Source organism: Brevibacillus panacihumi (assembly GCF_003710985.1).
Lineage (GTDB): Bacteria > Bacillota > Bacilli > Brevibacillales > Brevibacillaceae > Brevibacillus > Brevibacillus panacihumi.
The window spans coordinates 18,511-40,136 of sequence record NZ_RHHT01000034.1 but is presented as its reverse complement, the minus strand read 5'-3'; the positions used below and the strand labels follow the sequence as shown (position 1 = coordinate 40,136).

The window sequence follows — 21,626 nt, the reverse complement described above, 5'->3', positions numbered from 1 at the left end:
AACTCTCCAATAAAGTTTGTTACTGGTTCAAAGCTGGCAAATCATTTAATGATAGACTCATCAACGCTTTCGCTGTTCAGTTTTCAAAGAGCATTTTTGACCTCATCGCCCAGAGGCGACTTTCTTAATTTAACACATATCAGCCTGTTAAATCAAGTGTTTTTTTCTTTTTTTCTGCTGCCATTTGTTTCCCGAAGTTCAGCAGCGACGTTTGTTACTATAGCATGATCCAACACAAGAAGTCAACACCATTTAAAAACTTTTACTCAGACAATATAAAACATAGCTCCTCACAACCTAGCTCCTCTACATTCAGAGCCACTTCCCGAATCAGTGAACGCTGCACCATTTTTTCCAATAACAAGGGCAGCTCAATCTGGGAATGAAGGATTTCAGGATGGTTCATCAGTTCGGCCAGACGCCACGGTCCTTCTTTCTTCTCCATCAATTCTATTATGAAACGAACCGATTCCTTCATGGCCGATGACATCCAAAACTCGATGGCCAGCACCAAAAGCTCAATCCGCTTGTCCAACGCTTCCGCACTGACCGACAATTCCTCATACAGCTTGTAGATGGACGGATCCAGCAACTTCACCTGTGCCCAAAGCGCGGCTTCCGGCTGCCTTCCTGCTTCATATACGATGCACCTTGCCCAGGATTGCAGGGACATAATCATCGCATGGTAGGCGTCCAGCTTTATCCCCCGTTGCAAACACTCCTTGGTCTCGCAAAAATAACGCAGCAACCGGGAATACTCTTTGCAAATGAACTTTTTTTGCAACTCCTCCGGCAGCTGGCTCAGACGTTGTTTGATCTGAGTCACATAGCCTGCGCTCTTCTCCCATATCACATCAGCTTTGTTGATGATTGCAGCAAGGCGCTCGTCCAACCCACGCAAGATTCCTTGCTCCAACTTCCAGTTGCTGATCTGCTGTTCTACAATGATCCGGCCTGCAATGCTCAATCGCCTTGTAACACACTCAGCCTGAGGATGATTGACCACAACCAGCATGAATATCCCTTCTCGAGACGGAATAAGCATGTCCGAGTCAGGCAACATCAGTACAGCCACTACATCCATACGCTTCTGGAGCGTCTGCAAATAGGATAGAATGCAGTCATCTGGTCGCATGAGGCATGCCCTCCTTCCTTCCCAATCAAAGGTTGAAAATATGGATTCTACAAACAGACAAGGTTTCCTGCTTGTCAACAGATGAATCCTTGGTATGCTATACTAATGAACAGGAGGAATGATGAATGAAAAAAACTGAACGCCTGAGTAAAATTAAACGCATGCGTACCTGGGGCAACTGGAGCATGGTCATCGGCCTTCTCCTCATGTATACAGGATACGCGTTTTTTGCTGGATACCTGGACTTTATACCCCTGCTTGGGACTATGCTAAAAGGCTCTTACATTTTTATGACCTGTCTGCTCATTCTCGGTTTCTTGCTTACGATGGCAAGTACCGTCCTGTTTATGATTTCTGGAATGGTGTCTACATCCGCTCCTCAGGTGTCTTGTCCTTCTTGTCAAAAAGTAACCAAGATGCTCGGCAAAGAGGACGCCTGTATGTTTTGCGGACAACCTCTTCGTCTCGATGACGAGCAGCCGCAGCAACAACCACAGAATCAGACCTGAACATCCCTTACACATACAAAGCCACCTACCCCGCCGCTTACACGGCAAGGCAGGTGGCTTTTCTCATGGTTACTTTTTGTTCAGCCCTTCATTGATGACATTCCAAATCTCCGGCACTTCATATCCTCTGCGCCATGCAGCCACTCCAGCCAAATTGTACTTCTCGACGAGAGCTACCCGTTTTTGCATCGAGGTCGTGTCTTCCAGCCACATCTTGTACGTGTTTCCATCGTTCGGGTCCTTGTATTCCACGTAGAGCTGACCGGAGGCCTCATCCAGTTTGGGTGTGAGATTTCGTTCCGCGATCCATTTTTGCGCCCCAGTCATGAACAATGCCCGGGAGCTTACCTTGATTTTGCCGTCAGGCTGTTTCGCTTCCGTCCACAGTCTTGTATAGAAAGGAACGCCCAGCAGCAGCTTTTCTGCCGGCACTTCCTCCAACACGCCTTTCAATCCATTCTCGGTCCAGGGAAGAGATGCGACCGAACCGGCTTTCGGACTGGCGGCCCAGTGTTCGTCATACGTCATGACAGCGACATAATCTACAACCTTGGCAAGCGCTGCCCGATCCAGAAACATCGACCACGTCTCGGCGGTGGATTTGATCGTTACATCAATGCTGACAGTAAGGCCTTGTTCATGCAAGTACGGAGTCAATTCCCGCATAAACTGCACGAGCCGCTCCTTGTCCTTCAGGTAGACATTTTCAAAATCGATATTGATGCCGTCCAGGTCATAGAGGTGCGCATAGTGAAGCAGTTGGGCGATTACCTTCTCCCTCTTGTCAAAGTTGCTGAGAACTGCGGTCGTCCAGTCAGGGTTAAAGCCGTTCGTCACCAGCCCCCACACCTTGTAGCCTCGCTGATGGGCCCATTTGACGTACGCAGGGTCAGCCTTGTTCAGCAGATTCCCCTCAGCGTCCTTCAGTTCAAACCAGGTAGGGGATACTACATTTACCCCAGGCATTGCCCCGATTTCTGCCGTATCCGGATTTTTGTTCACGACCTGCTCCCAGACCAGGTTGATTTTCTGCCCCAGCGGCTTCCAGGCACCAGGTTGTCGGGATGGAGTGGACTGCTCCAACTCCACCTTGCGAACCTGCGTCAAAGAAACAGCCTCTTTGGGGAGAAATCCGGAATAACCGGATGCGGTCAATACCCGGTACCAGCCATCCTGCTCGCCCACTACGTCGACCGCGGCCCCTGCCGCCAGCTCGGCAACAATCGGCTCGCGATAAGATGCGCCCAGCCTCACCATCCCAGCCTTCTCTTCAGAGACAATCGCGGCTTGCTGAACAGCGTATCCACTCTTCTCAACCCGCAGCACGCCCGACTCCTCGATGCGCTCGAATGCGTACGGATAGAGCTTTTCCACCGGCTCCAAGGGAATGTAGCGCACGCCCTCCACTTCCTGGACAGGGACCTGCAGGTTGATCGGCTTCTTGTTCAGATACGCAACCACCTGATCGCTTTGCATCCGCAGCACCTTGTCCTTGGTCGTGACAATCACGGATTTCGTGGGCTCATCCCAAAACAGGTCCGGATCAATTTGCTCTTTTACAAAGTCAAAGGGGAGCAGCACCTGCTCTGAATCGAGCATATATGGCATCGCTGCCCGCTCGCCCTGGAACACGATCACATGCTTGTCGCCATCGTATGGTTCGACATGCTCAGTGGAGGGCCGAACAAAGAAGTACCAGCCGATCACACCGAATATTGCGACGATGAACAGCATCGTCATTAGAAAAAAACGGGCAAGATTCTTGCGTCTTCGCTTTGGGCGAGTAGCAAGTCCCCTCTCCAAGCTCATGTATTTGGACCTCCTCGTCGGCGAACAGTCATTTCTACGATCATATCGACAATTGCAGGGGTTCACAACCTTTTGTATCTTGGCAATTCTTGAATGATCTCCATCCTAAAAAGACGCACCAGCCGCAAAAACGTTACAGCATTCGACAGAAAAACACCTTCCGCATCAACGCAAGCTTCTCGTTGATTCAGAAGGTGTCTGTGTGCAAAGCTGTTGTTTAGTGGGTGGTCTTTTGACAGGTATCACAAACGCCATACACTTCCATCCGATGACCGGTTACCTGGAATCCGATATCCCTGGCTGCCGATTCTTCCGCATCCCTTAAATAAGGGAAGTGAAAATCGCTGATGGAGCCGCAGTGAATGCAGATGGCATGGTAATGATCTTCTTCCACATTCGCATCGAAGCGGCTGGAAGCATCGCCATAGGTCAGCTCCCGCACCAGCCCTGCATCCTTGAATACCCGCAGGTTGTTGTAAATGGTGGCCACACTCATGTTGGGGAATTTACCCTCAAGCGCTTTGTATATTTCATCAGCAGTTGGGTGGGTCATCGTTTCAAGCAGATAGGTCAAGATGGCATGACGCTGAGGTGTCATACGAACCCCGGTGTTTTTAAGAATTTCAACAGCTTTTTCTACGCGCTGTGTCATTTTGTTACACCTCACAGTCTTTCGCAAGACAAAAGAACAAGGTTCCTCGTGTCATTGATTAGAATTACTTTAAATAAGTGTACGTCTACTCAGCGAAAACTGTCAATATGCATTCGGTTTATTTGGAGAAAGTGGCAGAAAAAAACGTGCTATGCGTTCTTTTCTTTGGTCTTCGTTGCAGCTTTTGGCTTCTTTTTAGAGGCTGCTTTCTTCGCCTCGGCCTGAGCATGGCGGCACATGGATTGCAACGGACATACCGCACACTGCGGGTTGCGCGCCGAGCAGATCCTGCGGCCGTGCCAGATCAGCCAATGATGCGCATCCGACCACTTCTCCCGCGGGATCCGCTTCATCAGCTGGCGCTCTACTTCATCGACATTTTCGCTTTTCGCCAAGCCCAAGCGGTTCGCCACCCGGAAGACATGCGTATCGACCGCAATCGCAGGTATTCCGTAGGCATTGGACAAGACCACATTCGCCGTCTTTCTGCCTACGCCTGGCAATGCCTCCAGTTCCTTATGTGTTTGCGGGACCTCGCTATTGTACTTCTCAAAAAGGATTCTACAGGTCTCCAGGATGTTCTTACTTTTATTTTTATACAGCCCCAGCCCTTTTATATGCTCCTCCATTTCTTCCTGTGTCAAATGAAGGTAGTGTTCAGGTTCATTCAATTTCTCGAACATGGGGGCTGTGATTTCGTTGACTCGTTTGTCGGTGCATTGAGCTGACAGAATCGTAGCGATCAAAAGCTCGAATGGTGTTCGATAGTTCAGCTCGCAATGCGCATCTGGATAAAGCTGCTGCAGCGTATCCAGAATCTCTTCGACAGGTACTTTCCGTTGTGCCATTGGTATAACCCCCTTCCCCATCCATTATACAGGCAGATCGCGGTCGGGCAATCCTTCGCCTTCTATTTCGAATGGTATCCCGGATGGAAAGTAAGGTAGAATGGAAGGAAAAAATGGTGCAGATTGACAGGAGGGATTCAGATGAAAGTCTTCCTGACCGGGGCTACCGGCTTTGTCGGAAAAGGCATTCTGGCTCGCTTGCAGCAAGAGGGCTATTCGAGCGTCTGTCTGGTACGTCCGGGGTCTCAGAAGAATCGATCAATGAAAGAGGACGGGAGAGATGGGGTCACTTGGGCTGCAGGAGACCTGTTCGACCCGCCATCTTTGGCCGCCGCCATGCAGGATTGTGATGCCGTGATTCACCTGGTCGGCATTATTCGCGAGCAGCCGGGAAAAGGAGTTACCTTTTCACGAGTGCATGTGGAAGGAACGCGAAATGTGCTGGAGGCAGCCAAGCAAGCCGGGATCAAGCGATTCGTCCACATGAGTGCGCTGGGAGCCCGCGAAAACGCAACGAGCGCTTACCACCGCACCAAATACGAAGCCGAACAACTGGTCCAGAACAGCGGCATCCCGCATGTCATCTTCCGTCCCTCCGTCATCTTCGGTCCCGGCGACGAGTTCGTCAACATGCTTGCTGACCTAGTACGGATGCCAGTCACACCCGTCATCGGGGATGGCTCCTATCCCTTGCAGCCCGTGGCACGCGAGACCGTAGCGGATGTTTTTGTCCAAGCCCTGACGCTGGACTCCGCTGTCAACCGCATCTATGAGACCGGGGGGCCGGCTCCCATCAGCTATGGCCAGATCCTGGATGAGATCGGTGCGGTCATCGGAAAATCCCGTGTACGCAAGGCGCATATCCCCCTTGGACTGATGAAGCCAGTCGTCAACCTGATGGAAGGTTTTTCTTTCTTCCCGATTACGAACACGCAGTTGACCATGCTTTTGGAAGGAAACGCTTGTCACGACGGACAGCTCCTGTACGACACCTTTCCGACCACTCCCATCCCTTTTCGCGAAGGCATCTCATCTTATCTCACCAAATGATTGTGAAAAAGCCCTGCTCGCGCTCATGCAAGCAGGGCTTTCCTGTTCCTGTGATGTTTCTATTGGTGCAAATACTGCTCATCTGTCCCCGTCTGAAGATTCACATGACGAGCCACGACAAAAAGGTAATCAGACAGGCGATTGAGGTATTTGACGACTGCCTGATTGACCTGTTCCTGCTGCGCTACATGCACGGCTTTTCGCTCCGCCCGTCTCACTACGGTGCGCGCGACGTGAAAGGCAGAGGAAGCCGGATGTCCCCCCGGCAGGATGAAATTGGTCAATTCAGGCTGATCCGCTGACAGCTTGTCGATCTGCTCTTCCAGAAAGGCGACATCCTCTTCCGCGATCGGCCAGCCTACCTTTTTCCCTTCCGGCGTCGCCAATTCTGCTCCGACGTGGAACAGCTTGGTCTGAATCATGTGAAACACGTCACGAAGCTGCGTCCAGTCTTCTGTCTTGGGCAACAGCGACAACGCCAGTCCGATCTGCGAATTGGCCTCATCGCATGTGCCGTACGCTTCTACCCGATCGGCGAACTTGGGTACCCGTACACCGTGAACCAGGGAAGTCTCTCCCTTGTCGCCCGTTTTTGTATAGATTTTCATCCCGATCCCTCCCTTTCCGACTCGCTTTTTAAGGAAACCTACACTGCTTGCGCAACGATAATCAGCTCGGTACTGGTGGCATCAAAAGGAGCCTTGGCAAAATTGCCGTACCGCTCCACCACCTTCAAGCCGTTGAGCCGAAGCAGATGATGCAGTTCTGCCGGGAAGATGTAGCGCAGGGTAAAACGTCCCTTCAGCCGCTCTGTCACCACTCCGGCGGGATTGGTGCGTTCGTAGATCCGGGTCACCTCTGACCATTGCTGGAAGTGATCGTAGCGCGTGTAGTCCCACATCGCCAGTTCGTCTCCATTTTCGAGCCGATAGGTGCCGCGCAGGGACATCTTCTCGCTCTCCTCGGCAAAATGGCTGATCTTGGGCACAAACACGTTCATCACGAACTTGCCGCCGGGGGCCAAGTGCTTGCGAATGCAGGTCAACGCTTTCATCTGTTCATGAATATGCATCAAATGAAGAAACGAGCGAAACGGAATCATGATCAGGGAAAACGTCTCATCCAGCGAAAAATTGCGCATGTCTCCCTGCAGCAGCCGGAGCTTGTCAGCGACGCCGCTTTCGACTGCTTTGACTTTTGCCCGCTCCAGCATATCCGCAGACAGATCTATCCCCGTCACATCCACGCCATCCTGCGCTACTGGTATGCTGATTCTTCCGGTGCCGCATGCCAGATCGAGCACCTTGCCGCCTGCATTTTTTGCCATCTCGCGGTAAAAATCAACGTCTCCTGCTACGCCGCGCTGTGTCAGATCATAGTAATCCGCCCATTGGTACATGTCACTCATGATGTTCTCCCCCTACGCCTGCAAGACTTCGGACTGCAGATAGGACATGACCAGCTTGGCGGTGTTGTCCAACGCCTCCTGATGCGTGCGCTCATGGGAGTGCGAGGCGTCCACGCCAGGACCGATCAACCCGTGCACAATATCATAACCGGCGCGCAAAGCTGCACTCGCATCCGAGCCGTAGTACGGATAGATGTCTACCTGATAGTTGAGCCCCAGCTTCTCCGCCAGTTCTGTGAGGTGGCGGCGCAGACCGTAGTGGTAAGGTCCGGAGGAATCCTTGGCGCAGATGGAGACACAGTACTCATCGGTCGTCTGCCCGTCGCCGATCGCTCCCATATCCACTGCCAGGTACTCGACGACCTCTGCGGGGACGCTGGAGTTGCCGCCATAGCCAATCTCTTCATTATTGCTGATGAAAAAATGCGCCGTGTACGGCAAGACCGTTTTCGTCTCCTGCAAATGCTTGATGACCCCGAGCAAAATCGCGACACTCGCTTTGTCATCGATGTGGCGGGATTTGATAAATCCGCTTTCGGTAACCGTCACACGCGGATCAAAAGAAACAAAATCCCCTACGCGAATGCCCAGATCGAGCACATCCTGCTTGCTTTTCACTTTTTCATCGAGACGCACTTCCATGTTCTCTTCGCTTCGTTCCATTTTTCCCGAATCGCGGTAGACGTGGACCGAAGCCTTCGTAGAAAGAATCGTTCCCGTCACGATGCGGCCGCTGGAGGTCTCTACCGAGCAATGCTCGCCCTCGATCGCGTTAAACGTAAAGCCTCCGATTAGTGTCAGCTTTAGTCTTCCGTTTGCCTTGATCTCCTTTACCATCGCTCCCAGTGTATCCACGTGTGCGGTCAGCAAACGGGCCTTTTCCTGCTCTTGTCCTGCAATGGTAGCGATGACGGCTCCTTTGTTCGTCCGCTTGCAGGCAACGCCAAGCGATTTCAACTCCTGCTCCACCCACTCCATCACTTTTGCGGTATTGCCGGATGGACTAGGAATATTTGCAAGCTGGCAGAACGCATCCACCATGTATTTCACAGATACACTCATCGACCGTAACCTCCACAACCTCGCTTATTTGCCCGAGAGCTCCTCGGAAATGAACTGGAGTACCTCCTGCACATGTCCTTTTACTTTTACTTTACGGTATTCCTTCGCGATTTTTCCTTCCGAGTCGATGACAAAAGTCGACCGTTCAATCCCCATATACTCTCTGCCGTACATTTTTTTCAGCACCCAAACACCGTATGCCTCAGCCACCTGATGATCCGGATCGGCTAGCAGAGGAAAAGGCAAATCATGTTTGGCGATAAACTTGTCATGCGACTTGACCTCATCCGGACTGATTCCGAGCACGACCGTATTCAATTCGGCAAACTTCGGATGGAAGTCGCGAAAATCGCATGCTTCCGTAGTGCAGCCAGGCGTCATGTCTTTCGGATAAAAATAAAGCACCACATTTTTGCCGTGATACTGGGATAGCGAGATCGTCTGGTTGTTGTTGGCTTGCAAGGTAAATTCAGGTGCAGCTTGACCGACTGCAATCATGGTTATCCCTTCCTTCTGCTCGATTTGCCTATCTTGATAAATTCCATTTTATCACAAGCTGCCTGTCACTTCATCTTGTATACGCATTGCGCTTTTTGTCAGAAAACGATAGAATTGAGTGATAGGTTCGATAAAGAGGAATTATTAAAATTTGGCCTAGTCAGTTGGATGGTGAATGATGGCATGAAAGAGTTTTTTGAAGTAACCGACCCAGAAGCGCTAAAATCCCTTGCCATACCGGAACGCGTAAAAATTTTGGAGCTCTTCGAAGATCTGGAACCCCGTACTGCCAAGCAAATCGCCACAGAGTTGGGCGAAAACGCAGCCCGTCTTCACTACCATGTGAAAGAACTGGTACGAGTAGGACTGTTGGAGCAGGTAGATACGCGTGTAAAAGGCTCTATCGTGGAAAAATATTACGAACCTGTAGCCAAGGTGATTCAAGTAAAGCTTCAGCTTATGATCGAGGAAAACGCGCAACAGCTAAGCGACATTATGTTTACCCCTTTCCGCACGACGGAGAAGGATTTGTTGCGTACGTTGAATCGACTGGTAGCGAGCGATCACGATGTTCGCAAGGAGTACAAAAACACGTTTGCATTCAATTTGGCTGAGTTTTACTTGAGTCAAGAGGAACGCAACCAAATGGTCGAAGAGATCAGTGCACTGATCCAGAAGTACAAGGCATACAAGAACGAACCCGGCAGAAGAAAGCTGAAGTACTTCAACATCCTCTTTCCTCTCACGCCTGCCGATCCTGCCGATGACCAGGATGATGACTTTGAGGATACGCAAGAGTAAAAAACGAAGTCAACACGAAAACCATCTAGAGAGGTGGTTTTCTTTTTTTTGGGGACTCACAATCCGCGATTTGATTTCGTCGTTTGCAAACATTCAAATAATTACTTGAATGTTTGTTTGTTCTCTCCTATAATGGGGTTACAGAAAACAAATGTTGCCAATTTTGAAGGAGGGCTTGCTATGGGGCTCCATCATGGACATTCCCATGATCATGGACATAACCACGGGAAGGGTGCGAATAAAAAGGCGCTGCTGACTTCCCTGATCATCACAACCACTTTTCTCATCATTGAAGTCATCGGAGGCTTTCTCACCAACAGTCTTGCCCTTTTGTCGGACGCAGGACACATGCTAAGCGATTCTTCTGCTCTTTTTCTCAGCCTGATCGCCATGTACTTTGCAGCCCGACCTCCGTCTGCTGCGCGAACGTATGGATTTTTCCGCATTGAAATTCTCGCAGCTCTGATAAATGGCGCAACCCTTGTCCTGATTTCTATTTACATTTTCTTGGAGGCTATTGAACGCCTGGCCGCTCCCCCGGAAGTATCCAGCCTATCCATGATGGGAATCGCCTTCATCGGGCTGTTGGCCAATATCGCCTCCGCTTTTGTCTTGATGCGTGGTGATTACAAAAACAACCTCAACATGAGGAGCGCCTATCTCCATGTCCTCGGCGACATGCTCGGCTCTGTGGGTGCGATCGTGGCAGGACTCTTGATGTGGATGTTTGGCTGGTATATTGCCGATCCGATCATCAGCATCGTGGTAGGTGTCCTGATCATCATCAGCGCATGGCGAGTAACCAAAGACTCCATCCATGTCCTGATGGAAGGGACGCCATCCTCCATCGATGTGCAAGAGGTGGAGGCATCGTTAAGAAGGATCGCGGGTGTGAATGACGTGCACGACCTGCATATCTGGACCGTTACCTCCGGCTTCGATGCTCTGACCGTCCATCTGCAGGTGGAAGACGAGCTGCCGAGCTACCCGGTGCTGCAGGAGGCTTTACACCTATTGCGGGATCAGTACGGAATAACTCATGCTACGGTTCAGATCGAGAACTCAGCCGTTCGTCACGACGAATTGCTCTGTCAGGTAGGACCAGGGAAAGATCATCACGAAAATCATCATGACCATGACCATAATCATGCGCATGCGCATTAGCAGAAACACATCCATTATTTTTTTCTGCAGAATGTAAGGTTTTGCCGATAGCTGTATCTAAAGGGGGGAAGGGAGGAACGAAGGTTGAAAGAAAAATCGATGTATTCGCCTGTCACCCTATTGGCGCAAACTGGCTCACACGCCTTTGAGGAATTGATGAATACTCATCTGCCCGGCGTGTATCGGCTCTGCTGCTGGCTGGCCATGGAGGAGGGAACGGAATGGATCTGGACCAACGGCTAAACGAACTTGGCAGGACAAAACGCCAGGAAGGCCTGACTGATCAACAACAGATGGAACACTTGAGAAGGGGAATTCGACAAAAACTCCAGCGTCCCTCAACACACAGGCGTTGGATGCCAGCGCCAATCGTACTCAGTCTGCTGCTCATCTGCATCGGAGCGTGGGTGTATCCTCCCTGGGACCACTTGAAACAGATCGGAATGCCTTTATCCCTGCCCAACGTGCCATCGGATACGCAGGTCCCCCCTGCTTCGGAATCACCGAAGAAGGAGGGTGAAAAGCCCCTTGTGCTGGAGGACCAGTTCGCCTTTGCGGCTGACTTTGTCGACTGGATGCAAAGGTATACGAACTACGAGATCAAGCAGGTGACGGCCTCCCCTTTTGCAGATGTTTTCGAGGCGACGGATCAGGCTGTCATGCTGGAGACGAATAAAGGAAAGCTGCATGTCGTCTTTTTCCCCAATCCGGGAGAGGCGGAGAAGGTGGAAATTGACGAGGATTTTACGGTGCGCGGACAAATTACGTTTACGTTTACCGGTGCCAAGCTGAAGGAAGGTGTGACTACCCTTCACGCGACCGGTCCTACCTATCAATACAGCTACGACAATCTGTTGTTTTTGTCGTCCAATAGCGGCTTTGTGCTAACCTTTCGCAATGCTTTCAAGGATTTTGACATCTATAAAAACATCTTCGCAAACTTTGGACTTAACTTTGACGAATATACCTATCTGAATGAGTTCAAACAGGAAAAAACCAAAGTCTCATTCGAAGACATCGATCAGAATCCGGCTCTCGCGATTCATAAGCTGAACTCATTCTGGTGGGCAAAACCAGGGTTCAAAGAACAGCCATACGTACCAAAAGTGGGAGACCGCAGACCTGGAGTGTTTGTCAAAAACGGAACCTATGACGAAGCTATTAGCGTCCATTTAACGGCAGACGGGATTCATCACTTATTCCGATTGAAGTGGGACAATACACAAAAGCGATGGGCACCAGTCGAGCACAAGCAAAAGCCTTGGAAATCCAAGCAGAGCTCATCGTAAAAACAGGAAGACCACCTGATCTTGTATGAACAGGTGGTCTTCCTCATTTTTGCGGCATTAATACGCCCGAGCAAACCAGACAGTGTGCTTCGCTTCAGTCCCGCAGGTGATGCACGTCTTTTTCTCCATAGGCGGTTCGAAAGGAATATTGCGGGATGTGAACTTGGTCTCTTCCTTGACCTTCGCCTCGCAAGCATCCTCTCCGCACCAGCCAGCCAGAACCCAACCGCTCGGCTTTTTATCGCTTTCACATGCAGCGATATGGGCATGCAGCTGCTCCAGCGTGTCGATCTCCAGATGGGAATGCTCATCGCGGAAGGCGACGGCTTTGTCGTACATGTTTTGTTGGATCTCCTCCAAAAGCTTCGTGACGGCTTCAGCCGCGCCCTCGATCGGCACTGTCACCTTTTCACCCGTATCACGCCGCGCCAAAATAACCTGCCCGTTCTCCACATCGCGTGGACCGATCTCCAGGCGAATCGGCACACCGCGCATTTCCCACTCATTGAACTTCCAGCCCGGCGTCTCCTCCCGCAGATCGGCGCGCACGCGGACTCCCGCTGTCTTCAACGCGTCAAACAAAGGATCAAATGCAGTCATCACCTGTTCGCGCAGCTTCATCGGACCGACGGGAATCATAACTACCTGCGTCGGCGCCATGCGCGGCGGGAAGGCAAGCCCTCTGTCATCTCCATGCACCATGATCATCGCTCCGATCAGGCGGGTCGAGCTGCCCCAGGACGTGGTGTGGACGTACTTGAACTGATTGTCTCGATCAAGGAATTTGATCTCGAAGCCGCGCGCGAAGTTTTCGCCCAGGTAGTGGGAAGTGCCCGCCTGCACCGCCTTGCCGTCCTTCATCATCGCCTCGATGGAATACGTATCGATCGCGCCGGCAAACCGCTCGCTTGGCGTCTTCTGTCCCTTCCAGACCGGGATCGCCAGCTCCTGCTCTACGACTTCGCGGTAAATCTCCAGCATCTGCATGGTTTCTTCCCGCGCCTCCTCCTCGGTGGCGTGCGCGGTATGTCCCTCCTGCCAGAGGAATTCGGAGGTACGCAGGAACGGCATCGTCCGCTTCTCCCAGCGGAACACGTTGGCCCACTGGTTGATCAGCACAGGCAGATCGCGGTAGCTTTGAATCCACTGGCTGTACATATGTCCGATGATTGTCTCCGAGGTCGGACGCAAGGCCAGCTTTTCCTCCAGCGGCTCTCCTCCGGCCTCTGTCACCCAAGGAAGCTCGGGATTGAAGCCCTCGATATGCTCCTTCTCCTTCTGGAAAAAGGACTCGGGGATCAGCATCGGAAAATAGGCATTGCGATGTCCCGTCTCCTTGAATCGCTTGTCCATTGCCGCCTGGATGCGCTCCCACAGCTCAAACCCGTCCGGCTTGAACACGATACAGCCGCGCACCGGGGTGTAGTCCATCAGCTCGGCTTTTTTGATCGCGTCAATATACCAGCGGGAAAAATCCTCGGACTGCGGGGTGATTTCTTTCACAAACGCTTTGTCCTGCTTCATGTGACCTCACTCCTTTTTTCAAAATAAAAAATCCCCCATCCCACATAGGGACGGAGGATCAACTTCCGCGGTACCACCCTGATTAACAGCAGACACAGGCTGCCGTTCACTCAACAAACCCGATAACGGCGGGCATCCGGCACAGTTCATCACCAGCGGCTTCAGGATGGGGTGCAGCTATGCCTATGTATCAGCCTTGCAGACGAGGGCCGACTCTCTGGGACCAGGCAAAAAACTGCGAGTCCTTTCATTGCCTTTTAAGCTTTAAGCGGTGTATTTAAGAAAGTATATTAGCAAGCCAGTGCCATATTGTCAATTCGTGGTATTTGGGGCCAAATGCTCGCGCAGACATTTCAGCTTTTCCATATGAAAAGCCGACATCGGTTCATGGCCGAAGTAGCGGTAGACGCAGATCTGCTTTTCCCTCGTTTGCAAATGATTATAAGCCGCAAACACCGTCGACGGAGGCGTGATTTCATCGATCAAGCCAATCGAGACCAGCACGGGGCATGTGACCAAGGGAGCCAGGTTCATCACATCATAGTAGGAGAGCGTCTCCATCGCTTTTTCCTCGATCTCGGGCGCGCTGTTGCGGCGAAAATACTCATTGATCTCCAGGTATGGCCCGGCAAGCGCAGTGTCGATCGCACGCCGGAAGTGGCTTAAATACGGGTATTCCGCAACCACAACGCGCGGGATGGAGGAAAGAGCTGCAGCCACCAGACTCAAGGCCCCTCCCTGGCTTCCTCCTGTCACGCCGATTCGGGAAGCGTCCACTTCTTCACGCTCTGCCAGCACCTCGAGCGCTCGTACCGCATCCATGTATACACCGCGGTAGTAATACGTCTCTTTGGACAAAATGCCTTTGGTCATCCAGCCAGCCGCGTTTCCGTGTGGTGCGACACTATTGTCCTCGCTCAACTGCTGACCGCGCACCAGCATCCCAAATGCGGCATAGCCGTGCAATGCCCAGTTGACCACGTCATGGATCTGCCCGTCATGGCTCCAGTTGTAGCCGTGGTACAGGACCAGTCCCGGATGCTGTCCCGCCCGGTCAGGGACCGCGTAGTACCCGCGAATTCGCGCATGTCCATAACCGGTAAAGCTTAACTCATACAGCCGCACCCCATCGACCGGATACGTGATGGCGGTGAGCTGTGGATCGCTCGGCACCTGCGCCAGCAGCCGCTTGCTTTCCTCCCAAAAGCCTGAGAAGTCGGCGCGCCGAGTCAGCGCTGGTTTGTATTCCCGCAATTGCTCCAAAGGCAGATCATACGGCTGTCCCATCTGTTCTCCTCCCCATTCAGGCAGCAGCGATCAGTACATGATCATGCCGCCTGTCACGTTTATCGCCTGTCCGGTCATATAGCGAGCAGCAGGCGAGCTCAGGAAATAAAACACATCCGCCACTTCCTCCGGCGATCCGAGTCGGCCCAGAGGCGATTTTTCCCGCCAAGCCTCCAGTACCTCAGCAGAAAGCGTCTTCGCCATATCGGTCATGATGATGCCCGGACACACGCTGTTGACGTGAATATTGTAGGGACCGAGCGCCATCGCCATCGTTTTCGTCAATTCGATGACGGCTGCCTTGCTCGCGCAGTAGGCAGACTCATCCGCTCCTCCCCATTTGCCGCCCATCGAGGCCATATTCAAGATACAGCCGCGCTCCCTGGCGATCATGCGCCGGACGACCGGCTGCGACACCAGGTAAATGGATTTGACATTCACATTGAAAATCAGATCAAAATCTTCTTCCGTCGTCTCCAGAAACTCTTTTCTCCGCTGTACCCCGGCATTGTTCACCAGCACGTCCACGAAGCCGTATTTCGCAAAAACGCTTTCCATCACCGCGTCTATCGCAGCTTTGTTCGTCACGTCGCAGGCAAAATAGCTCCCGTCTACGGTCACTTCCGCCGCTTCCGGGCTCGGTTCATTCGCCACATCCAGGATGACGATGCGATCCCCTGCCTGGCGAAATCTGCGGGCTATCGCCAAACCAATCCCTCTGTTGGCTCCGGTAATCAAAACAACGCGTGCTTCTTCGGTCATCTCTACGGCCTCCCTCCCCGTTTAACCCCTCTTCAAATCCACTCCGGCATGAAAAGCGGGAACCAGCTTTTCCAAAAGCCTGATCAGCTCAGACAAATCGTTGAGATCGACTGCTTCCACAGGCGCATGTGTATACCGTGTAGGGAAGGCCAGATCGATCATCGGAATCCCGGCGTTCTCCAGCTGGCTGAACGACGCATCTGTCAAGCCGCCCATGAACGTAGAGTATTGGAGGGTGACATCCTCTTCGTCTGCTACTTTTTTTACGAAGCTGACCAGCTTTGGATTGGGGATCAAGCCCCCGAGCGTACCCCGGCCGTGGAAGCTGTACAAATTCAGGCAAGGACCATTCCCCAAGCGGATATCGGCTGTTCCCTTGAGGTCTGGAGTATCTGCGGCTACGACCAGGTCAAGGGTGATCGAGACATCGGGATTGACCGCCCTCACAGCCGGGATCACACCGCGCAGATTAAACTCCTCCTGCACGGAAAAGACAATGACCACTTCGCATGGCAGGGATTTGCCGACAAGCCGGTCGATCAGCTCGAGCAGGATCAGGCAACCTGCTCTGTTGTCGATGGCATTGCTGAAGGCAAGGGATTGGCGGCGGAAAAATTGCCTGGCGTAGACAACCGGCATTCCGACGTGGACGCCAGCCTCCAGCGCTTCATGCTTGCTGCGAAAGCCAAAATCGAGATACGCCTCCTGCACCTGCGGCAGCTTGAATTTCTCCTCCGGCTTGGTCAAATGATGCGATTTCGTGCCGATCATGCCCGTGATGCGGCCATTTGGGGTTTCGGCGATCACGGTCTGACCCAGCATGCTTTTTTCCGGAATGCCTCCCAGACGTTCTACGCGGATAAAACCGTCCTCTTCGATTTTTTTGATGATGAATCCGACCTCATCCATATGGGCGAAAACCATTACCTTGAAGGGATTCGGCTCATCGATTTTGTTGACCTGAACAATGACATTGCCGAGATTGTCCACACTGACCTCATGTAAGCCAGTTGGCAATTCGCTTTGCACCTTGCGAATCATCGCATCCTCGTAACCGGCCGGGGATACGACCTCTGTCAATCCTTGCAGCCGCTGGGCCAAATGCGTCCATTCATCTGCTCTCATCTCTCACCGCTCCCAAATTGAAAAATCGAACACAGAGTGAAAGCGGTGAATCATCCCGCTTCCACTCTGCATCTTGGCTACGAATACACGATCTGGCTTCTGAACGCTTTTACCTTATCCATAAAGGATTTGACCCGCGCCGGATCGACGTGATTTTCAAATTTTCCGTCATGCTTGAACGTCGTTCCCACCACTGCTCCATCCGCGATCGACAGCTGCTGCTCCAGATTCTCCATCCTCATTCCGGTATTGGCTAGAACGACTGTACCCGGGACTGTATCCTTGACGCGCTTCAGGATGGCGGAGTCCGTCTCCGCTCCCGCTGTCAGACCCGACACGCACAGAGCGTCCGGCCGGTTGTTGAAGACAGTCGACTTGGCGATGCTCTCAATCTCGCGGTCCGCCATGTATTTGGCCGCTTCCGGCACGATGTTGAACAGCAGCTTGACGTCCTTGGCGCCGATGCGATGCTGATGGCGGATCGTCTCGCCGACATTCGTATTCCACATGCCGAAATCACTCGCATACACGCCAGTGAAAATTTCCCTGACGAATTTGGCTCCTGTCGCGGCAGCAAGATCCAGCGATTTTTTGGCATCCCAAAGGACGTTTACCCCGAACGGAATCTTGATATCCGTCATCAGCTCCCCGATAATCCGGGCCATGGCAGCGACTGTCTCTGTCTTGACATCCGTCAGGTAAGGCAGGCTGAATTCATTGGAGAACAGCACGGCGTCTACCCCTCCGGATTGCAGGGCGAGGAAATCCCTGCGCGCCATTTCAATGACGTACTCCATGCCTTTTTCCTGATCAAAATAAGGATCACCCGGCAACGGCAAAAAGTGGCACATGGCAATAATCGCTTTCTCTGTCCCGATCACTTCTTTTAACCAAGTCATCGCTGACCCTCCTAGTTCCTTGATATGGATGACAAGACATCCATGCTTTTTTTGGTCTGTTCGTAGATTTCACGGTATAAGCGATAGTAGGTTTCATAGGTTTCCGCGTCTTTTCTTTGCGGCTGAATCACTTCTGTGTATTCGACCCATGATTCAATCTCTTCCAGCTTGTCATACCATCCCAGTCCCAGCGCGGCCAGAAACGCATCTCCGTACGCCGCACCATAGGTCACCTTGGGAATGTACTGCTCCACGCGGCAAATGCTGCTGACCGCCTGCAGCCAGAGCCGATTTTTCGTCCCGCCGCCGATCGCCACCAGCTTGCGAGGCGGATATCCCGCAAGCCTCATCTCTTCGATGTTGTGGCGGATCGAATAGCCGATCCCTTCCAGAATCGCCCGGTACAAATCTCCGGTCGTATGCTTCAGGGTAAGGCCAAACCACGTGCCGCGGGCTTGCAGATGGTGAATCGGCGTGCGCTCTCCGCTGAAATACGGCAGCATGAGCAGTCCGTTTGCTCCCGGATTGCTCTGTTCCGCCAAATGCGTCAAGCGGGTGTAGGCTTCATCCCTGCTTTCTCCCGGCTGGAGCCATTGGTCGACGAACCATCTGGTGATGGAGCCTGCAGTGGAGGTCCCTCCGGTGAGCGTATGAAGCTGCGGCACTGCGTGTACAGAGGGCCAAAACTTTGCGGTCTGGGTCGGGGCATCGATCACCTGGATGAAAAACGTCGAGCTTCCGTACATGATCATCATGTCGCCCTGGTTGACCGCACCGACACTGATCGATTCCGACATCGCGTCGGCGGTCCCGGCAATCACCTTCGTTCCCGCTGGCAACCCTGTGGCTTCGGCAGCTTCCAGGGTGACGCAGCCGACGATTTCGTGGCTCCACACGATTCGCGGGAGCTTTTCCCGCTCGGTCACATAGGCGCAATGCTCCTCGTCCCAGCGTTGCTTTTGCAAGTCGAACAAAGGAGAGAAGGCGCATGCCGTGTAGGCATCTATGACGCATTCTCCGGTCAGCTTATACACCAGATAGCCGTTTCCTGAGAGAAAAGTCGCCGTTTTCTCGTATACTCCGGGTTCTTGGTTGCGAATCCAGAGAATTTTGGCTCCCGCAGATTGCGAGGACAAATAGTGACCGCCCTTTCGCAAAATGTTGGCGGGGCCGATTTTTTGGTTCAGCTCGTCAATTTCTGCGCTTGCCCGCGTATCGATTCCGTAGAGTATGGCTTTGCGAAGCGCGTTGCCGTCCTGATCAATCGGCACCACAGCTGGACCAATCGTACTGATTCCGATTGCTTCGATGTGGGAAGCACGAAAGCCGGCTGTCTTTTCTCCCTCGGCGATCAACGCTTTGGACAAGGTCTTCACGGCGTGCCACCATGTCTCCTCGGCATCGTGCTCTGCCCAGCCGTGCTGCGGAATCTCCAAGGAATGGGGCAAAGACTGGTACGCGACCATCCTACCCTCCCTGTCGACCAGAACTCCTTTGGACTCATAGGTTCCAATATCAATTCCCATTACGTAAGACATCTTGACCACCTGCCGTATCCACAAGGTTTAGCTGGTAAGGGAGAGAATTTCACCTGTTTCGGCTGACTCGCGTATCGCGGCAATGGCCCGGATTACTTCCAGATTCTCCTGATGCGGCACGCGGGCTGGCTGCTCTCCTGCGTCAACACAAGACAAAAAGTAATGAAGCTGTCTTGCGTAAGCATCATGCTGTTCCAGCTTGCGGATGACGGGCTGCCGATCTTTCTGATAGAGGCGCAGCTCGGAAGTGGCAGTATCCCGCTCCCCGATGTTGTAGCCTGCCTTGTAGGTAAACTCCACGGTCCCTTTCGTCCCGGCCGCTTTAAAAAACATGGTGAACGGATACCCGTCGGACATCGTAAACGCCGCTTCGGCAACCGCCTTTACCCCGCTCTTGAAGGAAATGGAGGACATGGCGTGATTCCAGCAGCCGGTATGGTCTTTGTTGGCGAGGCAATACACGGAATCGATCTCGCCAAACAGATCGCGCAGGAAGTCGACATCATGAACATGCATGTCGCAGATCGCTCCAGCTCCTTTTTCGGGATGCAGCAGCCATTCATTTCCCCAGTCCGGCAAGGTGGAGCATCTGCTGGCAAAAGCCATGTGCACCTGCCCCAGCTCGCCGCTTTCATAAAGCTCCTTGATCTCGGTATAGCCACTCCAAAAGCGGACGACCTGCCCTACCATAAAAATGATCCCGGCTTCCTTCACCTGATCCAGCATGCGCTGTGTTGCCTCCACCGTCATTTCTACCGGCTTTTCGCAGAGCACATGCTTGCCGTATTGGGCGCATAATTCCACATACTTGCCATGCAGAAAGGTTGGCAAGGCGATGATCACTACCTCCACGTCTGCGTGCGTCAGCAGCTCCTCGGCGTCCTGATAGTAGGCGCAGCCGTATTCCTCTGCAAAGCGCCGCCCCGTCTCTTCGCGAATATCGGCAACAGCTGTCAACACGGCATTGTTCAGCGTACGAATCGATTCGGCGTGACTTCTCGAAATCAAACCGGCTCCCAAAATTCCGATCTTGTGCATCGATCTCTCCCCTTCCTGTAAGCTGACTGACGAGAAGGGCTTACTGGTACTTGTCTTTTACCTTGAACACGTAGTTCTTCGCATCGGCTTCCACCTTGGACTTATCCCAGGTCGTATCGACAAAGTCATTGGTCACTACCTGATCGAGCGGAATCTCTTTTTGGATGATGCCCGTTTTCACAGCCCACTCCATATTGAGCTTCCATTTGTCCATATCCGCGATGCCGATGCCTTCATTCACGATTTTCTGCTGGTCGGCTTCATTCAGCCCGAAGCCTTGATACACGCGGCCCATCATCGCGCCGACAGCGCCGTCCCAAGGAATTTTGATCGACGGGAACTGTTCCAGCGTCAGGTCGGCTGCCGCTTCGGGATTCATTTTCACGAAGTACATCCCTTTTGCCAGCGCACGCACGAATTTGCGCACCATTTCCGGATCTTCGGTGAGGTACTCCGCGTTGGTTACGAGCGGATTCGAGGTATACGGCAGAATCTCGTTGCCGTCGATGTACTCGAAATCAAATCCCTGACCCTTCAATTGCGAATACTCCGCCACCCAGGTGAACAAGATGTCCAGCTTGCCTTCCTGCACCATCTGGAAGCGGTTTTCCCCGGCGACCACATACTCTACGTCTTTTTCCGGATCCAGACCGGCGGCGATCAGCGTCGGGTTGATGATGTTGGCCCATGCCGCATCCCCAAGCGCCACCTTCTTGCCTTTCATGTCCTCCCAGGTTTTGATGCCGCTGTCAGTTCGGACGGCCATGCCAAAAATATTGATCGAATCGTTTTGGAACACGGCTTTGAGGGGCAATCCGTTTTCAATGCCCATAAAAAGGAAATTGGGAGAAGGCAAAGCGAATTGGGCATTCTTGAGCGCTACCATTTTCGTATCTGTCGTACCAAAGGACTGTTCGATTTTTACCTCCAAGCCTTCTTCGGCAAAATAGCCCATCTTGATGGCTGACCAGATATGCGCGTCATCCAACACTTCCACCGTGCGCGGCACGACGACCGTCACCTGCTGCAAATTGCCCGAACCCGATGCAGGGGCTGCGGTATTGGGCTGCGGCGTCGTGCCAGCAGCTTGACCTCCGCCTGACGTGTTCGTTCCTCCTGAAGGATTGCTTCCCCCCGGCTGCGTGCTGCTTTGCGCACACCCGGCAAGCACCGCGACCAACCAAAGCACAGCGATCAACAGCGTGATTTGCACCTTTCTCATCCTGTA

General features: G+C 52.6%; 23 protein-coding genes. 7 read left to right on the top strand and 16 right to left on the bottom strand.

Annotation, left to right across the window (positions count from 1 at the left end; all coding sequences use genetic code 11):
- Positions 1-228: hypothetical protein (locus EDM58_RS26035; RefSeq protein WP_221175420.1), on the top strand; the 228-nt coding region annotated here is incomplete at its 5' end.
- Between the two features lie 34 nt (positions 229-262).
- On the opposite strand, the gene EDM58_RS16925 is transcribed toward EDM58_RS26035, so the two are convergent.
- On the bottom strand, positions 263-1,135 hold the full coding sequence (locus tag EDM58_RS16925) for a nucleotidyltransferase-like protein (RefSeq protein WP_122914360.1): 873 nt from the start codon (positions 1,133-1,135) through the stop codon (positions 263-265).
- Between the two features lie 125 nt (positions 1,136-1,260).
- On the opposite strand from EDM58_RS16925, the gene EDM58_RS16920 reads away from it, so the two are divergent.
- Positions 1,261-1,644, top strand: coding sequence for a YgzB family protein (locus tag EDM58_RS16920; protein WP_023556133.1), 384 nt, complete (start codon positions 1,261-1,263; stop codon positions 1,642-1,644).
- Between the two features lie 69 nt (positions 1,645-1,713).
- Here EDM58_RS16920 and EDM58_RS16915 read toward each other — a convergent pair whose 3' ends face one another.
- The 3 genes from EDM58_RS16915 to nth all read right to left on the bottom strand — a co-directional run bounded on the left by EDM58_RS16915 (position 1,714) and on the right by nth (position 4,953).
- Positions 1,714-3,453, bottom strand: coding sequence for a glycosyl hydrolase family 18 protein (locus EDM58_RS16915; protein WP_122914359.1), 1,740 nt, complete (start codon positions 3,451-3,453; stop codon positions 1,714-1,716).
- Between the two features lie 217 nt (positions 3,454-3,670).
- Positions 3,671-4,105, bottom strand: a complete 435-nt coding sequence (perR, locus tag EDM58_RS16910; protein ID WP_122914358.1) for a peroxide-responsive transcriptional repressor PerR — start codon at positions 4,103-4,105, stop codon at positions 3,671-3,673.
- A gap of 149 nt (positions 4,106-4,254) precedes the next feature.
- Positions 4,255-4,953 carry an endonuclease III gene (gene nth / locus EDM58_RS16905; RefSeq protein WP_122914357.1) on the bottom strand — a complete coding sequence of 233 codons (699 nt, stop codon included), beginning with the start codon at positions 4,951-4,953 and terminating at the stop codon, positions 4,255-4,257.
- A gap of 141 nt (positions 4,954-5,094) precedes the next feature.
- Here nth and EDM58_RS16900 point away from each other — a divergent pair, with 141 nt between their 5' ends.
- The gene (locus tag EDM58_RS16900; RefSeq protein WP_122914356.1) at positions 5,095-6,003 is read left to right on the top strand and encodes a complex I NDUFA9 subunit family protein; all 909 of its coding nucleotides are present in this window, start codon (positions 5,095-5,097) and stop codon (positions 6,001-6,003) included.
- A 59-nt stretch (positions 6,004-6,062) separates the two neighbouring features.
- Here the strand turns inward: EDM58_RS16900 and EDM58_RS16895 are convergent, their stop codons facing one another.
- Genes EDM58_RS16895 through bcp form a run of 4 tightly spaced genes read right to left on the bottom strand, consistent with a single transcriptional unit; the run spans position 6,063 to position 8,971 of the window.
- Entirely contained in the window at positions 6,063-6,611 is a 549-nt protein-coding gene (locus tag EDM58_RS16895) for a cob(I)yrinic acid a,c-diamide adenosyltransferase (RefSeq protein ID WP_122914355.1), read from the bottom strand.
- Between the two features lie 38 nt (positions 6,612-6,649).
- Positions 6,650-7,411 carry a class I SAM-dependent methyltransferase gene (locus EDM58_RS16890; RefSeq protein WP_122914354.1) on the bottom strand — a complete coding sequence of 254 codons (762 nt, stop codon included), beginning with the start codon at positions 7,409-7,411 and terminating at the stop codon, positions 6,650-6,652.
- Between the two features lie 12 nt (positions 7,412-7,423).
- On the bottom strand, positions 7,424-8,473 hold the full coding sequence (locus EDM58_RS16885; protein ID WP_122914353.1) for a M42 family metallopeptidase: 1,050 nt from the start codon (positions 8,471-8,473) through the stop codon (positions 7,424-7,426).
- Between the two features lie 24 nt (positions 8,474-8,497).
- Positions 8,498-8,971: a thioredoxin-dependent thiol peroxidase gene (bcp, locus tag EDM58_RS16880; protein ID WP_122914352.1), complete on the bottom strand. Its 474-nt coding sequence runs from the start codon at positions 8,969-8,971 to the stop codon at positions 8,498-8,500.
- Positions 8,972-9,154: 183 nt separating this feature from the next.
- On the opposite strand from bcp, the gene EDM58_RS16875 reads away from it, so the two are divergent.
- The 4 genes from EDM58_RS16875 (at position 9,155) to EDM58_RS16865 (ending at position 12,225) form a co-directional block, all read left to right on the top strand.
- Positions 9,155-9,772, top strand: coding sequence for an ArsR/SmtB family transcription factor (locus tag EDM58_RS16875; RefSeq protein WP_122914361.1), 618 nt, complete (start codon positions 9,155-9,157; stop codon positions 9,770-9,772).
- A gap of 180 nt (positions 9,773-9,952) precedes the next feature.
- A complete protein-coding gene (locus EDM58_RS16870) occupies positions 9,953-10,936 on the top strand; it encodes a cation diffusion facilitator family transporter (RefSeq protein ID WP_122914351.1) in 984 nt (327 codons plus the stop codon).
- Between the two features lie 84 nt (positions 10,937-11,020).
- Positions 11,021-11,179: a hypothetical protein gene (locus EDM58_RS25770; protein WP_183187538.1), complete on the top strand. Its 159-nt coding sequence runs from the start codon at positions 11,021-11,023 to the stop codon at positions 11,177-11,179.
- Positions 11,158-12,225 (top strand): hypothetical protein, encoded by a 1,068-nt coding sequence (locus EDM58_RS16865; RefSeq protein ID WP_122914350.1) that lies wholly within the window; start codon positions 11,158-11,160, stop codon positions 12,223-12,225. The genes EDM58_RS25770 and EDM58_RS16865 overlap by 22 nt, the downstream gene beginning before the upstream one ends.
- A gap of 57 nt (positions 12,226-12,282) precedes the next feature.
- On the opposite strand, the gene proS is transcribed toward EDM58_RS16865, so the two are convergent.
- From proS to EDM58_RS16825, 8 genes are all read right to left on the bottom strand, one after another.
- Positions 12,283-13,749, bottom strand: coding sequence for a proline--tRNA ligase (gene proS, locus EDM58_RS16860; RefSeq protein ID WP_122914349.1), 1,467 nt, complete (start codon positions 13,747-13,749; stop codon positions 12,283-12,285).
- A 312-nt stretch (positions 13,750-14,061) separates the two neighbouring features.
- On the bottom strand, positions 14,062-15,036 hold the full coding sequence (locus tag EDM58_RS16855) for an acetylxylan esterase (RefSeq protein WP_122914348.1): 975 nt from the start codon (positions 15,034-15,036) through the stop codon (positions 14,062-14,064).
- Between the two features lie 30 nt (positions 15,037-15,066).
- Positions 15,067-15,798, bottom strand: a complete 732-nt coding sequence (locus EDM58_RS16850; RefSeq protein WP_122914347.1) for an SDR family NAD(P)-dependent oxidoreductase — start codon at positions 15,796-15,798, stop codon at positions 15,067-15,069.
- Between the two features lie 21 nt (positions 15,799-15,819).
- Positions 15,820-16,923 (bottom strand): M42 family metallopeptidase, encoded by a 1,104-nt coding sequence (locus EDM58_RS16845; protein ID WP_122914346.1) that lies wholly within the window; start codon positions 16,921-16,923, stop codon positions 15,820-15,822.
- 77 nt (positions 16,924-17,000) lie between these two features.
- Entirely contained in the window at positions 17,001-17,822 is an 822-nt protein-coding gene (locus EDM58_RS16840; protein WP_122914345.1) for a BtpA/SgcQ family protein, read from the bottom strand.
- 11 nt (positions 17,823-17,833) lie between these two features.
- Entirely contained in the window at positions 17,834-19,360 is a 1,527-nt protein-coding gene (locus tag EDM58_RS16835; protein WP_122914344.1) for an FGGY-family carbohydrate kinase, read from the bottom strand.
- 27 nt (positions 19,361-19,387) lie between these two features.
- The gene (locus EDM58_RS16830; protein ID WP_122914343.1) at positions 19,388-20,398 is read right to left on the bottom strand and encodes a Gfo/Idh/MocA family protein; all 1,011 of its coding nucleotides are present in this window, start codon (positions 20,396-20,398) and stop codon (positions 19,388-19,390) included.
- A gap of 40 nt (positions 20,399-20,438) precedes the next feature.
- The gene (locus EDM58_RS16825) at positions 20,439-21,620 is read right to left on the bottom strand and encodes an ABC transporter substrate-binding protein (protein WP_122914342.1); all 1,182 of its coding nucleotides are present in this window, start codon (positions 21,618-21,620) and stop codon (positions 20,439-20,441) included.
- Positions 21,621-21,626 lie beyond the last annotated feature (6 nt).

Coding starts and splice junctions, on each gene's coding strand:
- EDM58_RS16925 (WP_122914360.1), bottom strand. CDS start 1,135: ATGCGACCAGATGACTGCATTCTATCCTATTTGCAGACGCTCCAGAAG.
- EDM58_RS16920 (WP_023556133.1), top strand. CDS start 1,261: ATGAAAAAAACTGAACGCCTGAGTAAAATTAAACGCATGCGTACCTGG.
- EDM58_RS16915 (WP_122914359.1), bottom strand. CDS start 3,453: ATGAGCTTGGAGAGGGGACTTGCTACTCGCCCAAAGCGAAGACGCAAG.
- perR (WP_122914358.1), bottom strand. CDS start 4,105: ATGACACAGCGCGTAGAAAAAGCTGTTGAAATTCTTAAAAACACCGGG.
- nth (WP_122914357.1), bottom strand. CDS start 4,953: ATGGCACAACGGAAAGTACCTGTCGAAGAGATTCTGGATACGCTGCAG.
- EDM58_RS16900 (WP_122914356.1), top strand. CDS start 5,095: ATGAAAGTCTTCCTGACCGGGGCTACCGGCTTTGTCGGAAAAGGCATT.
- EDM58_RS16895 (WP_122914355.1), bottom strand. CDS start 6,611: ATGAAAATCTATACAAAAACGGGCGACAAGGGAGAGACTTCCCTGGTT.
- EDM58_RS16890 (WP_122914354.1), bottom strand. CDS start 7,411: ATGAGTGACATGTACCAATGGGCGGATTACTATGATCTGACACAGCGC.
- EDM58_RS16885 (WP_122914353.1), bottom strand. CDS start 8,473: ATGAGTGTATCTGTGAAATACATGGTGGATGCGTTCTGCCAGCTTGCA.
- bcp (WP_122914352.1), bottom strand. CDS start 8,971: ATGATTGCAGTCGGTCAAGCTGCACCTGAATTTACCTTGCAAGCCAAC.
- EDM58_RS16875 (WP_122914361.1), top strand. CDS start 9,155: ATGAAAGAGTTTTTTGAAGTAACCGACCCAGAAGCGCTAAAATCCCTT.
- EDM58_RS16870 (WP_122914351.1), top strand. CDS start 9,953: ATGGGGCTCCATCATGGACATTCCCATGATCATGGACATAACCACGGG.
- EDM58_RS16865 (WP_122914350.1), top strand. CDS start 11,158: ATGGATCTGGACCAACGGCTAAACGAACTTGGCAGGACAAAACGCCAG.
- proS (WP_122914349.1), bottom strand. CDS start 13,749: ATGAAGCAGGACAAAGCGTTTGTGAAAGAAATCACCCCGCAGTCCGAG.
- EDM58_RS16855 (WP_122914348.1), bottom strand. CDS start 15,036: ATGGGACAGCCGTATGATCTGCCTTTGGAGCAATTGCGGGAATACAAA.
- EDM58_RS16850 (WP_122914347.1), bottom strand. CDS start 15,798: ATGACCGAAGAAGCACGCGTTGTTTTGATTACCGGAGCCAACAGAGGG.
- EDM58_RS16845 (WP_122914346.1), bottom strand. CDS start 16,923: ATGAGAGCAGATGAATGGACGCATTTGGCCCAGCGGCTGCAAGGATTG.
- EDM58_RS16840 (WP_122914345.1), bottom strand. CDS start 17,822: ATGACTTGGTTAAAAGAAGTGATCGGGACAGAGAAAGCGATTATTGCC.
- EDM58_RS16835 (WP_122914344.1), bottom strand. CDS start 19,360: ATGTCTTACGTAATGGGAATTGATATTGGAACCTATGAGTCCAAAGGA.
- EDM58_RS16830 (WP_122914343.1), bottom strand. CDS start 20,398: ATGCACAAGATCGGAATTTTGGGAGCCGGTTTGATTTCGAGAAGTCAC.
- EDM58_RS16825 (WP_122914342.1), bottom strand. CDS start 21,620: ATGAGAAAGGTGCAAATCACGCTGTTGATCGCTGTGCTTTGGTTGGTC.